Below are 24,316 nucleotides of genomic sequence, written 5' to 3' on the forward strand. Positions count from 1 at the left end.
GACGTTCCGATTATGGAACGTCTTCTGTATATTCTATAGACTTTACTTATTTAAATAGTGACAGAAAAAATTTTGTATTATTAAAATACATTAATTTTGGAGTTGGTATAAAAGATTAGGATAACATTTGACTTATGAATGCAGTGAAATCTGAGGTTGAACACACAGTTACATCGTTTTCAAAGTCATAGCCATTTGCTAAGTAGTGAGGATTATTGAATGTTATGAAAAAATGGATCTTGTCAAAATCCCCATTTAGTGCTTGGACCATAGATTGTTTATTACAGTTCATCACTTTTTTTAAGTTTTTTAATTTAGTCAAATATGCTTTTTCTCCTTTTAAAACGTTGTGAATATCATTTTGAACATTCTTTAAACTTCTATTTAAATCATTATTTTTCATTTCCATAATATAAAGGTTCTTATTTTTTATTACGTAAAAATCGATTTCTTGGGGAAGGTTTTTTTTATTTTCAAAAAGTTTTTTTGTGAAAACATTATTATTTAATTGGAAATTGATATCGCCTGGAAGATTTGTAGTTTTGATAATATCTTTTAAAGTAATCAATTCAAACTCATCAAAATCATTAGTAATCATATTTCTAATTTTCTTTGAAATTGTAAATGAAAGTTGATTTTTTAAAATTCTATATTTGAAATATTGAGAAGTTTCACTTAAAATCCAATATGAAAGCAAATAATAACCACCAATTTTAATTAATGGAGTTCGAAATAACCTATTTTTAGGGCTAAAACTTGCTGCGTAAATATCTTTCATATCAATAGGGGATAGAGTGATCTCATCAAGCATTGATTTGATATAAACTTCATTTTGGCCGGTTTTGTTCTGAATATCTTTTATAAATGCTGTAACTTCTATTAGATTAATAACTGTTAATGTATTTAAAAACTTAGCATCGTAATTAAATAAATAGTCTTCTAAAAATTGTGGAGAATATCCATACTCCTTTGAAAAAGCATTATAAATGTTTAAAGATTCACTTCGAGTTATAGGATAAAGCACTTCACTATTATTAGCCATTAAATGATTAATTTTTTCTGCCATTTTTTCTGATAAAAAGATTCTATCTGTGAACTCAAAACAGCCTCCTTCTTTATAAACTTGAGAAATTAAATATTTATATTCTTTTTTATCAATATATAAAATAATTAGGGCAGCCAACTTAGGAAAATCCATCTTTTTTTTATTAGAATCTTTAAAACTCTGTTCTGAGTTTAAAACAAAATGGATAGCGTATTCAATTGATTTTTTTAATTCACCTGTATAATTATCAAATTCAAATTTTTTTTCTGCATATTTAGTATTAAATAACTCGGTAACAAAGTTTAGGTGATTTTTAGCAATAGCTGATTCGTCATCCCAGTATTTATTCTGTAAGCTGACGTAGCTCAATATACCAGAAAATGTATATAATGTTTGTAAGCAAGTTTCTCTATCGTACTCAAGGAGTTCTTTACAAATTTGGTTATTTAAACTTTTTTCCAACTCGTTTAAAATATCATAAGCTTCTTGCTTTTCTAAATTAGACTTCTCTTTTTTTATATTAAGATCGTTGAGTGTATTTACCTCAATTGCTTCCATTAAGTTTGTGTGAATTAATTGAGTATCGAAATTAGTGAATAACTCAGTGAAACCATATTTTTGAAAAATAGGTAAATAGGTATCTTTACTATTTGATATATATCGTAAATCAATTTCTCCTTTAAGATTGATGTACATAATATTTGTAAAAAAATATTTAATGAAATAATCAACATCTAAATTAATTGATGTATTTCCTGTATTATTTTTCAATTTTTTTAATGAAATTTTATCGAACATAGGTAATCCTCCATATGAAAATTAAAATAATAGTAAGAATCTAAATAATATTTGAAATATTGAAGTTTTTAAGGGAAAAGACATAGTTTGCTTGTCGAGAATGGTCTTTCTTATTTCACGAATTAATTTATTTTTGTATCTTATATTTTACAAAAACTTTTGAAATTCTTCTAACTGTTGAAGAGTTTTAATTCTGGTTTTTATAGGCAAAGAATCAAAAATAAGTTCTCTATGTTTATAATTATCAGAATTCAATCTTGAATCTAAAATAGACAAAACACCTTTATCTGTCATTGATCTAATTAATCTGCCGCTACCTTGTTTTAATTTTGTAATCATTTCAGGAATTAATACTTTATCAGAGTTGTTACCAGACTCACTAATTTTATAATCAATTACTGGATCAGGAACCGGGAATGGAAGCCTAACAATAACTACACTGGTTAAAAATTTTCCTTTTAAGTCAATTCCTTCCCAAAATACCCCAGTACCAAGAATTATTCCGCTGGTTTCCTTGAATTGCTTTAATATTTCTTTCTGACTCATTCCAGAACCATCTTCGTAAATGCTACATGATAAGTGTTTTTTTAAAATAATTCCAACTTTTTTTAAATCATCTTTTGCAGTGAAAAGAACTAACATGCCACCAATATTATGTTGAATGATATGTTCTATTATAAGTGAAACTTCATTAAAATAGTTATCGTTTCTATCTCTAAAATTAGGGAGAATTTCAGGAATGAATAATCTACTTTCTCCATAACTGAATGGAGAGTTCCTAACCTCATCAACTTCTCCTTCAAAGCCTATATTTGTTTTAATATATTCATATGAATCTCTGCTTTTTTCTTTGACAGTTATTGTTGCTGATAAACCAATCGTAGGATATTTCTTTTTAAAGATTAGCTGGTTTAACACTCTATCAATTCTTTTCGGACAGTAATTGATTACAATCTTGTTTCCTCTTTTCAAAATAGTACCCCACATCAAATTTTTATCATGTAATTTTCCGTAGGTTTCAAAAAAAGTAATTAACTCTTTTAATTGAGACTCCAAAGTATCATAAAGATTTTCTAGACGATCATTCATTTTGAAAGTAGCAGCAATATTAAGGTTTTCGATACATTGGTTAATATTCGTGCATATATTTTTACATATATCAAAATCTCCATTTCTAATAAATAACCGATCGATAGTTCCTTCATAATCTATTTTTTTAGATTCTTTGACTAATTCTTTTGAAATTAAATTAAAAGATTCTTTTATTTGTTTAAAACAATCTTTAGCGGTATTTGTTGAGGTTTGACTATTAGAAGTTTGAGAAATAAAACTAAGATAGTCATTCATTATTTTGTTAATTGAATTTATACTTATCTCATTTGTTAAGGCACTTCTTGTTTTTTCCTCAATATTGTGAACTTCGTCTATAATCAAAAGGCAAGGGTCGTCATAAATAATTCCTCTAGAAGTGTTCTTTAATTTAAACAAATGACTAATCAATAAATCTTGGTTAACAATGATTACTTTTGGAATATAGTCACCCATAAATCCCGCTCTTATACATGGCTCTTTTAGTCTATTTCTGGTTTGGAAAAAGTAACATTCAGACTTGTATTTACACGAATTAAAAGAACAACCATCTACACAAATATCATCCCACTCGTTGATATTTAAATTTTGGGGATTTTGCTTGTCCACACCATCTTCTACAGAGTTAAGAAAACGTGTATATTTTTCATCTTTTGTAGTTTCGAAATGTTTGGCAATTCTTTGAATACAGGGGTAATTTTTTTGCCCTTTTCCAATAGTTTTATCAACATTAATATTGAGTATTTTTTTTGCTAAGTCAATATCTTGTGCCAATTGTTCAGTTAACTGGATAGATGATGTTGCAACTATCAGTGGCTTACCAGATAATCTTGAAATTAATATACCTGGGATTAAATAGGACAAAGATTTTCCAATACCAACTCCAGCCTCTATTAATAAATTATTTTTGTTTCTATAGGAATCTGTGATGTTTAACATCATATCTTCTTGGGCTTCTCTACTCTCATACCCTAAATATGGGATACTATCAATAGTTTGAAAAATTGTATTAGTTACGTTGTCAGCTATTTTTTGTCTCAAATAGTTACCTCCCAAATAAAAATTATACACCTATTATATCACAATGAGAACAAAGGTTCCTACTTATCTTGGTGAAAAAATGTATTTTGGGAGATTACTGAAAGTATATTGTCAGACTATATTAAAAATATTTAGAGTGTTTCCAATAATTTTTAGTAATAACAAAAGTAGTGGCAGAGAAATGAACAAATAAGCGTGACTGCAAAAAATGTAGTAACTTTTAAGTGTAGTTTATCCAGTTTTATATTTTACCTATCTTTATATGGATATCCAAGCTGTTAAATGTTAGTTTATAAACTTATCATTACTAAAACCATTTATTTGATGGCATGGTATAATACTAATTAAGTGATTTAGAATCTTATTAAATTAAACAACGTTGAATTATAGGGCATGAAGGGATGATATAATGAAAAATAAAATTGTTGGACTGGGTATGGAATTTTCATATATGGACTTTAGAAATATTAGTTTATATAATTTTAGGTCCAATCATTCTGTTTTAAATTTTGATATTTTAATGATTGATCTCAATTGTATAGTAAAGGAATATAGAAGAGAAAACGATCATTTTTCAAATGATGGTTATAAATATTTTAAAGGAAAACCATTATTTGATGAAGTGGACTCATATGCTCTTATAGAAGACTTTAATAGGAGAAAACAAGAAATTTTAAAATTATTAGCTATGGGGAAAACAGTGTATATTATTCCTCCTAAAGATTCTCTGTATTCTGTTTATGCAGGTAAATTTAAGCAAGAAAAACAAATAAGCTTATTTTCGTTATTACCAGATGGAATTAGTCCGGTTTCTGGTTCAGGAGAATCAATGGAAGTGGTCACTCATGACATATATGAAAAATTATTTAATGTGAATGGTTTGCTTTTTGAATATCATTACTATTTTGACACACAATCAAAAAATAAAATTGATTTGGGATATATTAAAAATACAAAAAAAGTAGTATCTCAAGATTATGGTTATGACAAAGGCCACCTAATATTGTTTCCAGTAAATTTTGATAGTGAAATTTATCCAAATGAAAAAAAATACAGAGATATAATAAATAGTTTGTTACATGTGATGGATGAAATACAAGAAGAACTGAACTATTCATTAGAAGAATTTGATTTACCAAAATGGACAAAAAAATATAATATATTGGAAGAGAAAAAGATAGAGTTTGAAATAGATTCAGTAACAAAAAAGATGGAAAATTTAGAAATTCAGAAAGAAAAACTTGAAACTTCCTTGATGAGTATTCAAAAATACAAACTAGCTCTCGTATCAAGTGGAAAAGAATTGGAAACTATAGTATCTCAAATGTTAATTGAACTAGGACTTGAAAGTAGAGAAACTGATTTTAATAGAGCTGATGGTATTTTTATTTATAAAGATACAAGACTTGTTATTGAAATAAAAGGTGTGTCTAAAAGCGCAGGGGAAAAGCATGCTGCACAGTTAGAAAAATGGGTTTCTGAATTTTTCGAAAAATATGAAGTAATGCCTAAAGCAGTTCTTATTGTAAATGGTTTTCGTCAAAAGGATATATCCGAAAGAAACGAAGCTATATTTCCTAAACAAATGTTGGATTACTCAATGAAACGAGAGCATTGTCTTATTTCAACTACTCAACTATTGTGTTTATTTGTTGAAATTAAAAGAAATTCTGAACTAAAAGAAACCTTACTGCAAGAATTATTCAGAACAGTAGGGGTCTATGAAAAATATGAAAATCCAATAGAATTTTTAAGTAACACTATTTAATATAATTGTATTCATTTTTGAGCCTCATAACAAATCGCGCTTAACCAAGAAAAAGAGCATGCTCTATACTGGAGTATGTTCTTTGAGAATTATTATGAAATTAAATAAGTATTTCTAATAATCTGTTCCATATTCTACTAGATTAAATTATTTATCGATGTCGTCTTGAAAGACTGAAACAAATGAATAATAAATTACTTACTTTTTTTGGATTAACGTTACAAGTAATCTTTTACTTGATTGAAACTTGGTTTGAATTAAAAAATTGTATACATTTGAACTTTGAATATTTGAATGTAGTCAATAAATTTTAGTATTTATTCTAGCTCGCATAATAGAAATCGTACTACTAAAATTAAAAAAATATCCATAATTTTTTAGTGAAACAGTTTGAAACTAACTCAAAACTAACTACAATTGGCAAAAATTAACGGGATACAACAGTATTCACTAGAAAAATAGAATACTGTTATATCAACGTTTAGAGCCCCTTAGAGCCTTCAGAAAAAGCTAACTTTCTGCTGGAAGGCTTTGTGGGAATTGATTCTAGCACACCAGAACAACCTTGGCCTGGCATTGATATGTCAGTCTTTGATTTCTTAAAAACAGCAGGTGTTTTTCGAGCGTTGATCAAAGTGAATCCAGAAACGGGTTTAGGCGTGAGTCAAGATAACCCTGACTTTGAACAGATTAAGTTATTGACGATGAAGAACATGAGTAGTCCTGCGATGAAAGATGAACTTCAAGAATTAAGCAATAGCTTCGCTGATTCTCGTGGCTTAACGTATCCAAAAAATATGCCTGTTTTATTATTTGTTGCAGATAATGATAGGAATCAAAAAAATTGGCTTGAGATGCATCAAGATCAGGTGAGAGGGTTAGATAAAGGAGACTTGATTCAATTGCCAGGTGCCCATTATTTACACCATACGCAAATGGAAACAATCGTAAAAGAAACAACAAAATTTTTGGAAAACTGACAGGTTTGAGGAATGACTATGAAAAAAGTAGTTAAGATCTTAGGTATTTTAGTGGGAATTTTATTAGTGGTTGTGCTTCTTGTTTTTATCGGAATATACGCAAATAATAAAATTCAACTAAAAAAATTATCCCTTATGGTTCAGAAGTGAAAGTAGGTAACAAATCTCTACGTGTTCAAATGACTGGGAAAGTTGAAGAAACATTGTGTTGTTACTAGGTTCTCCTGTATTTGATTTTCAACCACTAGTGAATGAGTTTATCAAAAGAATATCAGATTGTCGTTGTGGAACATGGGGTAAGTGATGATACGGATAAAGTAAGTTCAATTGAGAATTTAACGAGTGAGCTTCATCATGATAAATGGGTTCCAATTCATGAAGATATAATAAGAGATAGTCAAAAGTCTGAGGTAAATATTTTAGAAGGTGGCCACTATTTGCACCACACTCAAGCAGCAGCTGCAATATCTGGACAATATTACTTGCATCAAATAAATGTACAATTAGATAGTATATCTGAAAAGTTGGATGAGCTTATTGATTATCATAATGACGAAAGAATTGGTTTGCTTTTGACTGTTAAAGAGCGTTTATTAAAGATTGCTAATAAACAAAATGTTGATATTCATGATATAGGAGAGGTACGTGCTCTCATGAAAGATTCTTTGAATGTATACTCTGAATACAGAGTTCGTTTATCGCGTCAATGTGATGCATTAGCAAATTTCGAACCAAAAGTATTCTTTGTAAAAGACAAAATTACAGCACTTGAAGAAAAAATAAAGGAAATTAATTTTACGACTAAAATAGTGTATGAAGCTGAGCAACTAAGTATACAAGCTGAACTTTCTGAGATTGCCATCAGAATGAAGTTGGGTGATAAGATTGCACTTATTCAAGAGCTGACAAATCAAATGAAAGAGCATTGTGATTCTAGCTTTAATTCGACAATTGCTGAGTTCATCATAGATGAGTATAGACCTATTGTTAGAGAAAGATATAGAAAATTTGGAGAAAAATATTTACTAAAACATCCAGAACGGTTAGAACAGATCAACAATCTTGTGAGCCTGTCTGAGTTAACATCAATGGATTCGAATATTGGAGAATTATCTCAGAAACTGATATTAGAGCAAAATAAAAAACAAGAAATTCTTTATTTACCTAGTGAAGATTTGGTTTCACAACGGATATTTGTTGCATTGGATGAATAGTTTTTTGAAATTTGAGGGTGGTCAAAATTTTTTAAAACTAAATAATCGAGTTATGAACTGTAAGTAGTTTGATGCCTATATGGGCTTTTATGAGAATCACAAACTGTCTATAAGGAGATTTTAGTCATTAAAAAAATTCAACGGTTGTAACTTACTAATACCAATCTCTCAAAATAACAGATGTTCAACTGATGGTATTTGTAAGCTTTTGGAACTTATGAGGCGGTAGAATAGGTGGATAGCAAGGTGATTTGAGTTCGAAGTGCTGATGATACTACATTTCGAACTCTTTTTTTGAAAAGATACTAGATCGGATTTTAAAGATTGAAAAAGTAGTAATAAGAATGCTATCGGTACTACCTTAGTTTGAAATGAGGTTAGTAGGTGATTATAAAAGTTTGCTTAAAATTTGATATCTTTTACACTAATCTCTTTTACTATTTTAGGAAAATGATTATTTTCAGAGCATACGGATAATTTATATTCCGGAATTGGATATTGCTTGAAATATAAATTATTTTTGATTTTATTGTTATTGAGTTCTATATTTTTTTCATTTAAATGAAAATGAAAAGAATTCAAAGGTGTGGATAAACCAGTTCCCAACCACTTTAAATAACTTTCTTTTAGAGTCCAAATATCATAAAAATAGTCCAACTGTTTTTTGTTTTCAGTATTTAAAAGAGTTTCGTACTCATATTCAGAAAAAAAGTTTTCAGCAATGTTGGTATTCAATTTTTCGATTTTTTCAATATCTATTCCTATTTCAGAAGAAGAGAAGGCACATACTACCCATTCCCCAGAATGAGATATATTAAAAAATAAAGGATTGTCCTTTATGTAGGGTTTGCCGTATTTATTTTTAGTAAAAATAATTTGCTGAGTGTCAAAATTAAATTGTGTCCTACTAATATATCGAACTAATATTTCTCCATATAAGGTTCTTAGTGAATCTTCCATAAAATGAAATTTGTGAAATCGTTCTTTTGTTTCATTAGAAACATAACGAAGTAAATTTTGAATTTTATCATCACTAAAATCTTTAGTGATGTTTATACAATATAATTGAAGCATAATATCCAGTCCCTTTATATTAAATACTTTATTTTATGTTTAAGATTAATTCTAAACTACTTTGATTTATTATAGCAAATATCGAATAAAGTATCTATGGAGGGATCTAAACTAGAGTTAGTCAAAGAAAAAAAGACTATTGTACAGTCATTTTTAGCGTAAGTATTCAGAAAAACATTAGTTGATAAAAGTTGAAGTAAAATGTGAATTCAATAAAGCTATCGATAAAAATCAAATAAAAAGAGCTAGAAGACTGAATCGAACCTATTTCATTAATACTAAGAAACAGTGGTTAAAAATATAATAGTAATATGTTAGCTATAAATAAATCTCCAGTACAGGCTAACTTCCAGAAAGGGTTTACATCCAAAACTAAAGATGCTATAATAACCGTGAAAATAAAAATACAAAATTTTGTATTTTTATTTTCATTTTAAATATACAAAATTTTGTACGAAGGGAGAGTTATCATGAAAAAGATCGTTATAGGCGGACAAATCGAAAAAGCAACAATCGAAGAACTGCTACAAAAGTATGGAAAGGGGAACTACGAAATCACCGTAAAAACGGATATCGATGCGGCAATGGCATTAAAAAGTGGTGCAGCAGACTACTATTTTGGTGCTTGCAACACCGGAGGCGGCGGAGCATTAGCAATGGCAATTGCCTTGTTAGGCGGAGATAAAACAGCAACATTAGGCATGCCAGGGACAACCGCAACGGAAGAGGAAATCATTCAAAGTGTTGCTGCTGGGAAAATTGCTTTTGGTTTCACTTCACAAGATATGGAGTTTATTATTTCAAATGTGATGAAAGCGCTTGAAGCTAAGGGGGAGTAATGAAATGGCATTAAACATAGTAATCATGGCAGCGTTATGTGCTGTAACAACGATTATGGCGAATACGAAAATTGCTGTTTTTAACGATGCGCTAAGACCGATTGTTTTAGAATATCGTGAAAAACGAGTGACAAAATCAGCATTAGGCACCACAGCGTTAGCGTTTGGTATTGGCTATATTGTTGGGTTTATTCCACAGTCTATTGCATCCAGTGTTATCATTATTCATGTTGTTTTATTAGGAACAGATATTATTGGCAGTTATTTGCCAGATGATAAGAAGTACTCCATCTGGATTGCAGGAGCAGTAGGTGGGATTTATGGCGTTGTGATGGGGGCTGGTCTAGGCACGATTCAAAAAGTATTTGAAATTCTTCCTTATAATTTCCTAGATAGTCTTGGTCAAGTATCGTCTGTTGTTTTAGTGGCTTTTGCTGTTTTCCCAGCGTTAGTTGTCGCTCTTCAATATGGTTGGAAAAAAGGAATGATCACATTTTCAGCAACGGTGTTGGCCCAAGTGGTGACGACACAATTTGGTTCGTTTAATTTAGCCAATGGCAATACGATCGTCATTAATGCCAATGCGATTGCGTTACTGGTTGGGATGATCTTTATGATCAGTTATGCGATGAATGATAAAAGAGAAAGAACAGATTCTCAGGCACAATTGGCAAATATCTTTGCGGAACGAGTAAAACAAATTAAGAAGTATTGGTACTTATTTGCTTTATCAGGCGCATTGATTGCTTTGGCGGCTTCGATGTCAATTGTAACGGAATCTGCACTCTCAGCTCCATTATACCAAGAAGGTCAATTTAATTCAGCTGCTTTGACCGAATTAGCACGAGTTGTTGGATTTATTCCATTAGTTGTAACAACAGGAATTGCTACAGGAACGTATTCACCTGCTGGTATCAAGATGGTTTTTGTGATCGGCTCGATCGGAGCGGCAATGGGACAACCACTTTTAGCGTTTGTTGCAGGCGGTATTTGGATGTCGATCGAAGTTTTACTATTAACGAAATTCTCCGTGTTGTTGGATCGATTCCCAGGAATGCGTGATGCTGGCGATAATATTCGAACAGCAATCACAAAAGTCTTGGAAATTGCTTTACTTGTCGGTGGTGTGATTGCAGCAACAGCGATTGCTCCAGCGTGGGGTGGTTTATTCGTTGTTGGACTCTACGTATTAAATGGCACATTTAAAAAGAAAATGGTCGATCTAGCTATTGGACCAGTTGGTGCCTTATTAGTCGGCGTGATTTCAAATATTTTAGTATTGCTTAATCTAATGACACCACCAGGACTTTAAAAATTTTAGGAGACGACAACGAAATGAGCTTAGTAAATGGAATAACCTATATGCATGAACATACGACAATTGATTTGTCTCGCATAAAAAATATCGACGATACAAATCTAAATTGTTTTGAAGAAACAGTCAAAGAATATAAAGAACTTTATGATAAAGGCGTTCGTAATATTGTTGACGTCACAAATTTAGATATGAAAAGAAATCCATTATATGTTCAAAAAGTGGCAGAAGCATCGAGCATCAATATTGTCCAAGCAACAGGTTTTTACACTGAAAAATTTTTACCTGATATTGTAGCAGATTGGTCAGTTGCAGATTTAGGAAAATTAATGATCAAGGAAATTCAACATGGTATCGCAGATACAGAGATTAAAGCTGAAATCATCGGTGAGATCGGTTCAAGTAAAGATGGTTGGACGGCAAATGAGAAAAAAGTCTTCGAGGCATCTGTGATTGCACATCAAGAAACTGGCGTGCCAATTACCACCCATACCACACTTGGCACGAATGGTCATGAACAAGTTCAATTCTTTAAAGAAAATAGCGTTGATTTGGCATCCGTTGTCATCGGACATGTTGATTTAAGTGGCAATTTGGATTACATTTTAAAAATGTTAGACCAGGGTGTCTATGTAGAATTTGATACAATCGGAAAAGAAAACTATCAACCCGATGCACTCCGTGTGTCGATGTTAAAAGAAATCGAAAAAAGAGGGCTCGCTGATCAAGTCTTTTTATCAATGGATATTACCCGGAAATCAAATATGAAATTTAAAAATGGCATTGGTTATTCGTATTTACTTGATACATTTGTACCAATGATGAAAGAAGCAGGGATTTCGAATGATACAGTTGAAAAAATGCTGATTCATAATCCACTGACTTTCTTTGGACAAGGAGTGAGATGAGCATGAAAACATTCCCTTTAGAAACCATGAATCTAGAAGAAGCGACAAAGAAACAATTTCATATCGTTGATTGTGTTACGAGAAATTTTGAAGGTTCAGAAATCTTAACACGTGGCGATTTAGGCGTTGTACCTGGGTATAATCAGCCAATTACAACCAATAAAGTAGAGCATGTGATGAAAGAATTATTTACAACGGATGCCGCAATGTTGGTGCGTGGTGCAGGAACCATGGCGATTCGTCTGTCACTCTATGCGGCTAGTAAAAAATACGGAAAAACGATACTCGTTCACGATGCACCTGTCTATCCAACGACACAAACATCGATTGAGATGCTTGGGTTAAATACAGTTGTGGCTGATTTTAATCAACCAGAAGCGATTAAAAGTGTGATTGCTGAACAGGATATTCAATTGGCAATCGTTCAATTTACAAGACAAAAACCAGATGACGCTTATCAACCAGAAGCCGTTATTCAACAAATAAAAAAACAAAATAAAAATATAGTGATCATCACGGACGACAACTATTCTACTTTAAAAGTACCAAAAATCGGTGTAGAATGCGGCGCAGATCTCTCTTGTTTTTCAACCTTCAAGTTATTAGGTCCAGAAGGTATAGGCTGTATTGTAGGAGACGCCGAATTGATCAAAGTGTTACGCAAAGAAAATTATTCTGGCGGGCTGCAGGTGCAAGGATTTGAAGCAATCGCAGTGTTGCAAGGTCTAATTTATGCACCTGTTGCTTTAGCGATTTCAGCTCAGGTTTCTGAAGAAGTGAAAACGCGTCTAAATGCCGGGGAAGTAAGTGGCGTGAAACAGGCGTTTATTGCTAATGCTCAGTCAAAAGTGATTATCGTAGAATTTGATCAGCCGATAGCAGCTGACGTTTTAAAACAAGCAGAAAAACGAGGAGCAGCTCCAAATCCAGTAGGCGCTGAATCAAAATATGAATTTGTACCGATGTTTTATCGACTTTCGGGAACCTTTAGAGCGGCATCACCAGAAAGTACCAAAACAATGATTCGAATCAATCCGATGAGAGCGGGTGCAGATACGATCATTAGAATTATAAAAGAGTCAATAGAGGGGAATTAAAGCCAATGCAAGAGGAATTTCTAAATAAAACGGGAAAAGCAATTCAACAACTATCGGGAGATTTAATTTTACTAGCTGAAGGTAGCCGCATGCCTGTGATTTCAGAGTTTCAAGAAAAATATGGGATGTCTCGCGGAACAGTTCAGAACGCTTTGAATTACTTAAAAGAGGAACAAATGATTCATACAGTAAGTCAGGGGCGTCAAGGAACAATTTTGACCACAATTGATTATCAACGATTACAAAAAATTGTGATTGAAGGTCCGATTCGCGGGACGATGCCGTTACCTTATTCCAAGACATATGAAGGCTTTGCTACCGGTTTGTATGAAGTGTTTCAACGTGCAGAAATTCCTTTAAGCATGGCTTATGTAAGAGGTTCTAAAGATCGGATGGATTTGACGAGTGAAAAAACGATGCATTTTTCGATTGTCTCAAAATTAGCTGCACTGCAAGCAATTGAAGCAGGTAGTGAGTTGGAGATTTTTAAAGATTTTGGCCCTCGTAGCTATTTGTCTAACCACGTAATGATCTTTTCAAATCCAAAAAGCGCGAAAATCGAAGATCATATGCGAGTGGGAATTGACCACAATTCGTACGATCAACAGATTCTAACTGAAAATGCGACTGCTGGTAAAAAAGTTGAATTTATCGAAGTCCCAAGTCATCAATTGATTTATTCGTTGGAACAAGGAATGATCGATGTGGGAATTTGGAACTACGATGAAATCAAGGATCGAAAATTAGATCATTTGAACTATCAATTTCTTGAAGGCAGTGTGGAAGATGATTTATCCAGTACAGCAGTTTGCGTGCTGCATAAGGACAATCTGCTATTAAAAAAAATATTGATGAGTGTGATAGAGGAAACAAAAATTTTATCGGTTCAAAAGCAAGTGATAGAAGGTAAAATGATCCCTCATTATTAAAAGGACGATTTAAATGATTGGAAAAAAACTAGGAATTTTAAAAGACTCAAACTTGATAGATGAAGAAACAGAACAGTTTGTATTAGCTGTGAATAGTTATTTGCTGGAACAAAAGGTGATCGATAATGAAGAACATCTCGATATGTTTTTAACGCACATTGCTATGGCCGATGCCAGACAGAAAAAGAATGAACCTGTAATCAGTATGGATGAACTGATTTTATCTGAGATTCAACAAGATGAGAAACTTGCAGAATCAAAGGCGTTATGGCAAGAATTATCACGATATTCCGCTACAGAGTTTAGTTCAGAGGAATTGTGGTTTATTTACATGCATATTATTAATCTATTGAAGAAAGAGCAGTAAGGGAGGGATTCATTTGTTTCTACCAATGTTGAAACAAGAAAATCCTGAGTTGATCGACGCAGGAATTTATTTACACCAGACCGGACAAATTCTTCCCGATACTTACATTTTAGATTTGGATACGATTCGGATGAATGGCGCAGTGATGTTAGAACGTGCCAAGGAAATCGGGATTGAACTGTTTTTTATGTTAAAACAAATTGGTCGAAATCCACTGATTGCCAAAGAATTAATGGCGCTTGGGTACAGAGGCGCGGTAGTGGTCGACTTTAAAGAAGCATTGGTCATGATGGAAAATCAGATTCCACTATGTAATGTTGGTCACTTAGTTCAAATTCCAGACCAACTCTTAGAAAAAATCATGAGTTATGGTGCGGAGTATATCACTGTTTTTTCTGTCGAAAAGTTGGAGCAGATCAATGCTATGGCAAAAAAAATAGGAATCAAGCAAAAGGTTTTATTAAAAGTCGTTGCAGAAGATGATCAATTATATGAAGGACAGTTCGGCGGATTTTTATTAGCAGAGCTTGCTGAAATAAGTAAAGGTTTTCAGGAATTCGATGCCATTGAATTTAGTGGCATTACTTCTTTTCCCTGTTTTTTATTCGACGAAACGTACACCACATTAGCGCAAACAAACAATGTAGAAACAATCGAAAAAGCCAGAGCTATTATGCGTCAAGCAGGGTTTGCAGTACCTGAATTAAATGTGCCTTCTGCATCGTGTAGCGAAACCTTTCCCTTTATAAAACAAATTGGTGGAACGCAAGCTGAACCAGGACATGCGCTGACGGGAACGACGCCGTTGCATGCTTATAAGGTACAACCAGAAAAACCAGCTATAGTTTATGTAAGTGAAATATCTCATAATTTTAAAGAGAAAGCTTATTTTTATGGTGGCGGTTATTATCGTAGAGGCCATTTAAATTCAGTGCTGATTGATAGCTCAAGCATGCGTACAGAGGATCAGGTGGATCGTTTTTCAGATGAAAGTATCGATTATTATCTTTCCACCTCAGCTGAGCATAACGTTGGGGCAACCGTGATTGCAGCTTTTCGTACGCAAATTTTTGTCACAAGAAGCAATGTGGCTGTTGTAAAAGGAATTCGTGAAGGCAAGCCAGAAATAGTCGGGATTTTTGATAGTCAAGGAAGAAGGATTTAAAAAATGAGTCGATTTATTATTAATGTTTTAGATAGTTTTGGTGTAGGGGCAATGAATGATGTGCCGCTTGTCAGACCGGCAGATAATGGATCAAACACAGCGAAGCATATTATAGAAAAGGTTCCTACCATTGCGATCCCTACATTAGAAAAACTTGGATTGATGAATATTCTGGAATTTGAAACAGAACAACTGCAATTTTCGCCAGAAGCAAATTATGGAAAAGCAAACTTAACCCATCATGGTGCCGATTCATTTTTAGGACATCAGGAGATCTCCGGAACGACACCGAAGGATCCATTAAATCAAGCCTTTAATCAAGTAATTGATGAAGTCGCCGAGCATTTAATGGCCAAAGGGTACCAAGTTCGCTATGTAGGCGCAAGAGATGAACCTAAGATTTTAGTCGTGAACGAAGTGGCGACCGTTGGCGATAATTTAGAAACAGATTTAGGTCAGGTTTTTAATGTATCGGCAGCCTTGGATGATATGTCATTTGAAGAGGTGACAGCGTTAGGCAAAGCTGTTCGAGAAGTAGTGAAAGTGTCTAGAGTGATTACATTTGGCGGGCATGGGATTCATTTAACTGATTTATTAGCAGCAAGAACCGTGATTGGAACATTTGCTGGAGTAGATGCGCCAAAATCAGGTGTCTACATTAATGATTATCATGTTATTCATCTTGGCTACGGGATCGATCCCAATGTCCAAATTCCTACGATATTAGATCAAGCAAGGATTCCTGTAGCCTTATTTGGGAAAGCTGCTGACATTATTCAAACATCAAATGACAAGCTATTTCCAGGTGTAGATACAGAAGAACTTTACGACCAGCTGATTGCAGAAGTAAAAGCAACTGAAAATGGATTATTCTTTATCAATATTCAGGAAACGGACTTAGCTGGACATGCAGAAAATGTTGAACGTTATGCGGATCGGTTAGAAGTCAGCGATAAGAAACTAGCAGAATTAATTCCGCTTTTAAAGCAAGATGATGTATTAATCGTGATGGCTGATCATGGAAATGATCCAACAATCGGTCATAGCCAACATACACGAGAATTCGTTCCTTTGTTGGTTTATAGTCCAGGGATTGTAGGGAAAGTAATTGGTGAAAGAGAAACAATGGCAGATGTTGCAGCTACAGCAGCAGAATTTTTTGATGTTAGAATGCCGCAAAATGGACAGTCGTTTCTTCATAAATTGAAAGGCTGATTTTCATGTGTTTATAGTTAAATTATCGATAGAGAAAGTGGTTTATTCATTATTGAAATTGACTACAAACTATTTGATTTTTAGAAAGTTGAGTGAGCTTCGAATCAGAGCTTACTCAACTTTTTTTTGACATTTACTTGCAACTTGATGGAATTTAGGTTGAAGACTGAACAGTCGAACCTTCTAGATTAATTATTTGTTTGAAAAGAATCCGTCAGTTAAAATCAAGTTATAAACATTTGACTAAGAAAAAATAGGTGATGATCTATAAAATGAGAGCAGGTATCGACCCAATCAGTTTGAGAAAATATATAATGCTAGAAATTAAATACTAATTTAGGGAGTGTTTGTATGTCTAAAAATCCTACTATATTTGACCCTGTCCATTGGAAGAAAAATTTTTATCTGTTTCTGACAGGACAATTTTTATCTGGAATCACAAGTATGGTCGTACAGTACGCGATTATTTGGTACCTGACAAAAACAACAGGTTCAGCCACTGTATTGAGTCTGGCAATGTTATTGGGGATGTTACCAATGGTTCTATTAAGTCCATTTGCAGGGCCTTTGATCGATCGTTGGAATAAAAAAACGTTGCTGATTGTGACCGATATCATTGTAGCAATTTTTGCAGTAATTTTATCAATCGCAGGCACGATTTCTCCGGAGTTTCCCTTGTGGCTAGTGTTTGTCTCATTATTGGTTCGCTCAATTGCACAGACCTTTCAAATGCCGACGATCCAGTCCATTTTGCCTACGATGGTGCCAGAAGAGGAATTGACTAAAGTCAACGGACAATTTAGTATGGTCCAATCAGCAAACTTTATTATAGCCCCAGCGCTAGGTGCTGTGCTTTATTCTATGGTTCCAATGAATTTCTTGATTTTACTAGATGTCCTTGGCGCAGTTTTTGGTGTTGGCTTACTTCTGTTAGTCACAATCCCAAGAATTACCTCAGAAGGGGAGCCAATTCATCTTTTAGCAGATACTAAATTTGGTTTTAAAAAGTTGATTGAAAATAAAGGACTTTGGTACATTACAATCGTTGGAGCAATCTTTATGCTGTTGTTTATGCCAGCAGCGAGTTTATATCCTTTGATGACGATGAATTATTTTAATGGATCGGTTGGTCAGGCAGGACTTGTAGAAGTTGTTTATTCAGTTGGAATGCTAATTGGAGGCGCTGTGATCGGGATTTTTGGGAATTGGAAAAATCGAATGAATCTGATCTTTTTTGCTTATGCTGTGATTGGTGTAACGATCAGTTTGAGTGGTTTATTGCCTCCAACCAACAAAGGATTTCTCTATTTTGTTCTTTTGAATTCGATTGCAGGTTTTGCTACACCTTATTTTAATACGTTGCTAATGGCGATGATCCAGCAAAGTTATGAATCAAATGTTTTGGGAAGAGTATTAGGCGTATTGAATTCTTTGATGAGTATTACAGGGCCGGTAGGGTTACTATTTGCAGGACCATTAGCAGATAAAATTGGCGTGGAAAAGATGTTTTTGATTGCTGGAATCGGTGCACTTGTGTGCGGTGTCATCAATTTTATGATACCAGCAGCTAGAAATTATGATAAGGAACTGCAAAAGAGATTAGTAGAAGAAAAAGAGTTGGCAGAGAAATCAAATAACACAGGACTCTAGGATTTGGGTATATGAAACCACTTAGATTATACAGTGCTGATTGTTGATGGTCATAAAGTTGAGTCACGTTTGCAATTCGGACGGGCTTAGCTTTTTTATTTTTAGCATAAGTAATTCGATCAAAAGATTACACTAAAGTATATATAAACATTTTATCAGAGAGGTTTTCTAAGTAATTAAAACGTAAAGTCGTTTAAAAGAATTAATGACTCAGAAATAAAACCATTTCAGCTCTAGATACTGGACTGGTTTATGACTGGTTTTATTGATCTTATGAAAAGATATTGAATTGTACTCATTAAATTGATACACTCAAATTGTCAAGAGTCATAGCTATTTCTACAATTAATCACTGTAAGAATTAATTGCTAGCTTCAAAAGGAGGCGCTGTATTGAAAATGAATAAAGAGAAAGATTTCCCTGTTACACGTAACCAAACATCGTTGTCGTCATCAGAAACAGAGGCCATATTGCCTCAAGAACTTGCTGCCCGTCTTGATCTTTATCCAGAAAATAAGCGGCGACCAGTCAATAAAACAGTTTTCAGAAGTGAGTACTTTCAATTGACCTATAATTTGAAAGAAAATGTATTAAACGTATCTTCTAGAGGAAATCTTGTCTATTCAGCGATCCCATATGATACCGCTAGAAACTATATCCAACGTGCCGCAATTCAGTATTTATTACACCCAGAAGAAGTTCGTCAGTATATCGAAGCACATAAAGCCAATTTAGAAACTTATCTGATACTTAGTATTTTTCAAACAACAAACAAACGAGTGAATAAGGACTCTTCCGAAATTATTAAAGCATATGCTGCTATATTTGAGGATCCCTTATTTGAGATTCAAATTCTAGGACGTTTACTTCAACATGATGAAACGGGGGCACTTTCTGCTAATCTTGCAGGAAAGTTTTTATTTAGTGAAAATATGAAAACTGGAATATCAGGCTACGTTTCAGAATATCTTAAATTTATTGTTCAGCTTACCCAGACCTTGCCACTCAAGTCTGATGGGAAAAATATACAACTAGTATCATCAAACCTACAAGGTGTTCTTCCTTCAGATAAACAATTATCGTTAGAATCTGATATTAAACTAGGCTTAAATTTACTTCCTCAAGAAGTAAAACAAACGATAAAACAATCGATTGCTGCTACAAAACAAGCTATACCAGCAAATAACAAGCTACTTTTACGATCAGAGTTTGGCAAAGAATTGTCTAAGGTCAGGAAAAATTATGTTGCACATAGTGTTGATCCTAGAGAAATAGAGCAATACTTTGAAAATGTTCTTCCAACAGAAAATACAAATTTAGTAAATGTTGTTTCTGATATTCAGACGATAGACGGAAAACTTGCCTTCACAAATAAACATTTTAATATCTTAGCTGGTGATATTTCGGATTCTCGTGTGGTCAACGAAGATATTGAAGGATTATACGTTATAGGCAATCATGATTTAGTTGATATATTGCCAAAAGATCAGAATAAAAAAGGGAAAGAGTGGGAAAAATGGCAACCCTTTTTTAAAAATGAATGGTTTAAAGCGTTAATCCACAATCCAGAAGATTCTTGGTACAAGTTGCCGATAGGAAATCATCTTTATTATGAATATGTCAAAAATGAACTCGAAAAGCGATTCCCTAAAATAAGCGTGCTAAATAATGACAGTCTTATTCATAATGGTATTCGCTACATTGGATTGACCATACCAGTTGTACTAGCAAGACGAAAAAAAGCGCAACAAAAATTTATCCTTAAGACATTAGACCAGCTATTAAACAACGAATACGATGTACCGACTGTAATCGTTTCACATGCACCTTTATTTAATGAACTAAGCATGCTTTCACCAGAAAGTCCAGCGTATAACAAAGACTATGTTTGTTCACAACCCCAGCTTGAAACGTTATTTGAGGAATATAATATAATTGGCGCTATTCATGGTCATCATCAGATACCAGCATCTGCTGGACGATATAAAATGACAAAATTCGCAGGAAAAGAACTTTTTGTCGTTTGCTCGATTTATTCTAAAATGAACACTGGATTTGAATTGATGGAGCTATTAACTGGTGAGAAGTAGGCAATAAGATAGGAATTGTAATGAAGCACTTAGTCGTTTAGCTAGGTGTTTTTTTCTATAAAAAATGGACTATTAGTATAAAGTTGAGTAATCGTTTGAATTAAGAGATACTCGACATTTTTTGTTACCAAACTTTACGTTTACTAGAAAAAGGTTTGGTGATGCTGTGACAGTGGATGTAACGATCGAAGTTGATCCTTTAATGACGATTGAACAAGGTGAACGAATCGCTGAAATGATTGAACGAGAATTGATATGTCGTTTCGATATCTTTGATGTAGATGTTCAAGTTAAACCGAAAACTCCGTTGCTAAGCTAGTTATTCCAGCAAATTTTTTAAACAGTATCATTATTAGTTCTGCTAAAACAGGTACTTTCATTATTTATTATGCTACTTATTAAACACTTTACAACGGGAATTTAGTCAAGTTGTAGGGTGTTTTTTTAAATTATAAGTTAAAAACATTTCACTTACTTATTGTAAGTTAATTTACTGTATGATATAATTAATCATCAATTGAAGGAAGGTACAAAATTAATGCAGTTAAAAAACGCAACAAGCACGAGTCTTTTATTACTCAGAATAACTTTAGGGATTACGATGGCAATCCATGGTATCGCAAAGTTTTCTGATTTGAAGGGAACAACTGAATTTTTTGTTAGCTTGGGTCTGCTGGCATTTATGCCAGTGATTATTGCCCTGATAGAAGTGGGTGGAGGTATTTTTATGATCATCGGTCTGTTGGTACCTTTAGTGTCACTGGGTTTTATTGCGATTCTAGGCTCAGCTATTTTTATGTTAAAATCTGGCAGTGGCTTTGTTGGCGGATATGAATTAGAATTGATCTTAATTGTTATGTCCATTGCTTGTGGTTACTCACATTTTAATAAAAAAATTATTCAATTCATACCGCCAGCTTAATGTAAATAGATTGAATGTAGTTAAGTAAATTAACGATCAAGACCAGTAATAAATCCGATTTATTGCTGGTCTTTTTGTGGTGAATCAGCTAGTTTTTATCTGTTTTTTGATATTGCTTTTAAATTGACTTATAATTTAATTATAAACTGATCTTTGGATTTAAATACTCTGAAAAGGGGATAAAAATGAATATAGAGCAAGTCATGAGCCGACTAGAAGAACTAGGAACGGAACAGACTAAGAAGACTTTACGTAAATATGGTGCAACGGAACCGTTTTACGGTGTAAAAATAGGAGATTTGAAAAAGTATCTTGTAAAAGAAGTAAAAAAAGATCAAAACTTAGCGTTAGCATTATTTGATACTGGTAATTCAGATGCTCAATATCTAGCAGGATTGTCGATCCGACCTAAACAACTAACGAAAGAGCAGCTGCAGGATTGGGCTAAAAAGTCTCACTGGTCTGCAATCAGTGAAGCGATTGTTGCAAGTGTTGCGGCTGAAAGTCCATTTGCAGTGGAACTAGCTCAAGAATGGTTAAAATCGACCGATGAGTTGATTGAAGATACTGGCTGGTGTTGCTATGGGAAATACATTTCTATTGCGCCCAACGACCAAATCGATTACGAAGAAGTGGCAAATCTTTTAAATATCGTAAAAGAAACAATTCATCATTCACCAAAAAGTGTGCGTTATTGTATGAATCAATTTGTAATCTATGTTGGGGCACATTATTTGCCTTTATTAGATGAAGCGCAAAAAACAGCAGAAGCAATAGGAGTAGTTACAGGATCATTTGGGGACATTTCGTGTAATATTCCCCTTGCATCTGACGCAATTCATAAGTCACTGGATTCAGGTCGAAATGGATTGAAGAAAAAAAGAGCTGTTTGCTAGAATGAAAATTTCCCAGCGAAATGAATCGCAAAAGTAAATATTTTTTGGGCTTCGCTTACAAAAAAACTGTACTAATGTAAAGACAATTAATAACAGGCATGTGATTGGAAAGGTAGGCAGGATCTAAATAAAGCATTTTTCAACAGAAAGCGTGTTACTCTGTTGGATGTTTTATTTAGTTTTTGTCTGTTTTTTCGCGTAGATTTTGGCCGATTTTGCGTAACTACTTGTTAAGGGGGAAATTATAATGAATTACAAAGAGACAGCAGTGAAAAAATAAGTTGATCAAACCTCTTACGCCAAAATACCAGAAACTTAAATTGTATATTTAGGTGTTCATATCAATCGTTTGATAATGGCGAGGGAAATAAGTAGAAAAAAGTAAAAGCTATTGATTCTATGTTTGTAATAAAGTAATGTTAGCGTATCATAACATTCCGATTGTTATTTAAAGCACACTAAAAAAAAGATATTTTCGAGATTCACTTGACAATTGTGCGGATATTCTCAATAATATAAGTGGCTGCGAGTAATGGAGATGTCTAATGAATAATACAAAAATATGTAAAAAGACTAATCAAATGTACTCTATTGGTGAAGTTGCGAAATTATGTAATGTTTCCCGCAAAACGTTACGTTTTTATGAGCAATTAGGATTGTTGAGGCCGGATCATGTAAGCGTCGAAAATGGTTATCGGTATTATACGGAAGCAACAATGAATAGCATTCCTGTCATTAAATACTATAAACAGATGGGCTTTAAGTTGCAGGAAATGAAAGGGGTTCAACAGTCAGGGGACTATTTCTATCAAGAAAATATATTTTTAACGAAATTAGAGGAGTTAAAGCTTGAAGAAAGAAGGATCCGAAATAGCTATACTGCTGTATCAGATTGGTTGGGTTTGATCAGAGAAGGCACTTTAGCCAGCGAGAACAGAATGCAAAGTGTGAATGTTAAATATTTTGAGCAGGAAAACTACGTATTTTTAGAGCAAGAGTTTTGTCACAACTACATGGATGCGGTGATCAATATCCCTTGGGTAAACTACTTAGAAGAACAGAATTGTGCAATAACCGGACCTGTCATCCTTCGATTTGAAGATTGTGAAGCAGGTGATTTTCAATGCTCAAAAATGATGATCATGCAAAAACCTATTGGCATACCGAATTCTAAGATGCCAAAACGAATGATAGGCGGCCAAATGTTTTTGTCTAGTTATCATATTGGTGATTTAACTAAAATTGCTCAACAATACAAAAAGATGCAAGCTTGGGCCAAGAAGAACAACTATCAATGCAAAAACGAAGTGTATCAGCGTTATGTCATTGACTATTGGTCAACGATGAATGTGGATAATTTTGTTGTTGAGTTATTGATTCCGGCAGAAAAAATCAGAACATAAGTATAAAGAGAAACAAGTGGTCGTAATAGCAGATGATCGCTTGTTTTTTTATTGTGAATAAAAATGCAAAAGGTTGTCCTATAGGGTAACCTTTTTTTATGTTATAAAATAGTCGTTATGATCATGCATATTCATTCATTTTACTTTTTTGTTGTTATTGAATAATTAGAAGCACACATAGTTAAGACAGGTAATGGGGATTTATAAGGTTACAAATGATTCTTAATGTGAAAAAATGAGCATGAAGTGTATCAATTTAAATTCTGTTATTAAAATAAGGAATTAGAATAATAATAATTATCACTTCCAACTAAATAAATGCTGTAGCGTTAATAGCAAAGAATATTCTTAATTAGAACAGCCAATTGAGAATAATTTTTGTATTAGTACAGATGGAACTGTGTTATATACAGAAAAGAATTAAAAAAATAGATTGACTACGCCCTTAAGGTCATCGGATATGATGGTGCTGTCATAAAGAAAGCGTTTTTTAATTTAATAATGAGAGGAA

The 24,316-nt window shown here is 33.2% G+C and carries 21 protein-coding genes; 18 read left to right on the forward strand and 3 right to left on the reverse strand.

The window, feature by feature from the left end; genetic code table 11:
- Window positions 1–115: 115 nt before the first annotated feature.
- Both RV15_RS09070 and RV15_RS09075 read right to left on the reverse strand, forming a co-directional pair.
- Window positions 116–1,843, reverse strand: a complete 1,728-nt coding sequence (locus tag RV15_RS09070; protein ID WP_071877733.1) for a hypothetical protein — start codon at window positions 1,841–1,843, stop codon at window positions 116–118.
- 147 nt (window positions 1,844–1,990) lie between these two features.
- Window positions 1,991–3,973 (reverse strand): ATP-dependent DNA helicase, encoded by a 1,983-nt coding sequence (locus RV15_RS09075; protein ID WP_071877734.1) that lies wholly within the window; start codon window positions 3,971–3,973, stop codon window positions 1,991–1,993.
- A gap of 409 nt (window positions 3,974–4,382) precedes the next feature.
- Here RV15_RS09075 and RV15_RS09080 point away from each other — a divergent pair, with 409 nt between their 5' ends.
- The 4 genes from RV15_RS09080 (at window position 4,383) to RV15_RS09090 (ending at window position 7,935) form a co-directional block, all read left to right on the forward strand.
- Window positions 4,383–5,741: a hypothetical protein gene (locus tag RV15_RS09080; RefSeq protein WP_071877735.1), complete on the forward strand. Its 1,359-nt coding sequence runs from the start codon at window positions 4,383–4,385 to the stop codon at window positions 5,739–5,741.
- 533 nt (window positions 5,742–6,274) lie between these two features.
- Entirely contained in the window at window positions 6,275–6,721 is a 447-nt protein-coding gene (locus tag RV15_RS09085) for a hypothetical protein (protein ID WP_245791305.1), read from the forward strand.
- A gap of 18 nt (window positions 6,722–6,739) precedes the next feature.
- The gene (locus RV15_RS19070) at window positions 6,740–6,871 is read left to right on the forward strand and encodes a hypothetical protein (protein WP_281246830.1); all 132 of its coding nucleotides are present in this window, start codon (window positions 6,740–6,742) and stop codon (window positions 6,869–6,871) included.
- 134 nt (window positions 6,872–7,005) lie between these two features.
- Window positions 7,006–7,935, forward strand: coding sequence for a hypothetical protein (locus RV15_RS09090; RefSeq protein ID WP_217265812.1), 930 nt, complete (start codon window positions 7,006–7,008; stop codon window positions 7,933–7,935).
- Window positions 7,936–8,337: 402 nt separating this feature from the next.
- Here RV15_RS09090 and RV15_RS09095 read toward each other — a convergent pair whose 3' ends face one another.
- Window positions 8,338–9,009 (reverse strand): 4'-phosphopantetheinyl transferase family protein, encoded by a 672-nt coding sequence (locus RV15_RS09095; protein ID WP_083429144.1) that lies wholly within the window; start codon window positions 9,007–9,009, stop codon window positions 8,338–8,340.
- 470 nt (window positions 9,010–9,479) lie between these two features.
- On the opposite strand from RV15_RS09095, the gene RV15_RS09100 reads away from it, so the two are divergent.
- From RV15_RS09100 to RV15_RS09165, 14 genes are all read left to right on the forward strand, one after another.
- Entirely contained in the window at window positions 9,480–9,848 is a 369-nt protein-coding gene (locus RV15_RS09100; RefSeq protein WP_071877737.1) for a DUF2620 domain-containing protein, read from the forward strand.
- Window positions 9,849–9,852: 4 nt separating this feature from the next.
- Window positions 9,853–11,160, forward strand: coding sequence for a YhfT family protein (locus RV15_RS09105; RefSeq protein ID WP_071877738.1), 1,308 nt, complete (start codon window positions 9,853–9,855; stop codon window positions 11,158–11,160).
- Window positions 11,161–11,183: 23 nt separating this feature from the next.
- Window positions 11,184–12,071 carry a phosphotriesterase family protein gene (locus RV15_RS09110; protein WP_071877739.1) on the forward strand — a complete coding sequence of 296 codons (888 nt, stop codon included), beginning with the start codon at window positions 11,184–11,186 and terminating at the stop codon, window positions 12,069–12,071.
- A gap of 2 nt (window positions 12,072–12,073) precedes the next feature.
- Window positions 12,074–13,168 carry an aminotransferase class V-fold PLP-dependent enzyme gene (locus RV15_RS09115; RefSeq protein WP_071877740.1) on the forward strand — a complete coding sequence of 365 codons (1,095 nt, stop codon included), beginning with the start codon at window positions 12,074–12,076 and terminating at the stop codon, window positions 13,166–13,168.
- Between the two features lie 5 nt (window positions 13,169–13,173).
- The gene (gene yhfZ, locus RV15_RS09120; protein ID WP_071877741.1) at window positions 13,174–14,097 is read left to right on the forward strand and encodes a GntR family transcriptional regulator YhfZ; all 924 of its coding nucleotides are present in this window, start codon (window positions 13,174–13,176) and stop codon (window positions 14,095–14,097) included.
- A gap of 13 nt (window positions 14,098–14,110) precedes the next feature.
- Window positions 14,111–14,464, forward strand: coding sequence for a PRD domain-containing protein (locus RV15_RS09125; protein ID WP_071877742.1), 354 nt, complete (start codon window positions 14,111–14,113; stop codon window positions 14,462–14,464).
- A 13-nt stretch (window positions 14,465–14,477) separates the two neighbouring features.
- Window positions 14,478–15,629: a YhfX family PLP-dependent enzyme gene (locus RV15_RS09130; RefSeq protein ID WP_071877743.1), complete on the forward strand. Its 1,152-nt coding sequence runs from the start codon at window positions 14,478–14,480 to the stop codon at window positions 15,627–15,629.
- Between the two features lie 3 nt (window positions 15,630–15,632).
- Window positions 15,633–16,844 carry a phosphopentomutase gene (locus RV15_RS09135; protein WP_071877744.1) on the forward strand — a complete coding sequence of 404 codons (1,212 nt, stop codon included), beginning with the start codon at window positions 15,633–15,635 and terminating at the stop codon, window positions 16,842–16,844.
- 351 nt (window positions 16,845–17,195) lie between these two features.
- The gene (locus RV15_RS09140) at window positions 17,196–18,494 is read left to right on the forward strand and encodes an MFS transporter (protein WP_071877745.1); all 1,299 of its coding nucleotides are present in this window, start codon (window positions 17,196–17,198) and stop codon (window positions 18,492–18,494) included.
- A gap of 398 nt (window positions 18,495–18,892) precedes the next feature.
- Window positions 18,893–20,584 (forward strand): metallophosphoesterase family protein, encoded by a 1,692-nt coding sequence (locus RV15_RS09145; RefSeq protein ID WP_071877797.1) that lies wholly within the window; start codon window positions 18,893–18,895, stop codon window positions 20,582–20,584.
- 121 nt (window positions 20,585–20,705) lie between these two features.
- Window positions 20,706–20,903 (forward strand): cation transporter dimerization domain-containing protein, encoded by a 198-nt coding sequence (locus RV15_RS09150; RefSeq protein WP_071877746.1) that lies wholly within the window; start codon window positions 20,706–20,708, stop codon window positions 20,901–20,903.
- A gap of 219 nt (window positions 20,904–21,122) precedes the next feature.
- On the forward strand, window positions 21,123–21,506 hold the full coding sequence (locus RV15_RS09155) for a DoxX family protein (RefSeq protein ID WP_071877747.1): 384 nt from the start codon (window positions 21,123–21,125) through the stop codon (window positions 21,504–21,506).
- 185 nt (window positions 21,507–21,691) lie between these two features.
- The gene (locus RV15_RS09160; RefSeq protein WP_071877748.1) at window positions 21,692–22,402 is read left to right on the forward strand and encodes a DNA alkylation repair protein; all 711 of its coding nucleotides are present in this window, start codon (window positions 21,692–21,694) and stop codon (window positions 22,400–22,402) included.
- A 545-nt stretch (window positions 22,403–22,947) separates the two neighbouring features.
- Entirely contained in the window at window positions 22,948–23,805 is an 858-nt protein-coding gene (locus tag RV15_RS09165; RefSeq protein WP_071877749.1) for a MerR family transcriptional regulator, read from the forward strand.
- Window positions 23,806–24,316: the final 511 nt, after the last annotated feature.

The organism is Enterococcus silesiacus (assembly GCF_001886225.1).
In the GTDB taxonomy this organism is placed as follows: domain Bacteria; phylum Bacillota; class Bacilli; order Lactobacillales; family Enterococcaceae; genus Enterococcus_L; species Enterococcus_L silesiacus.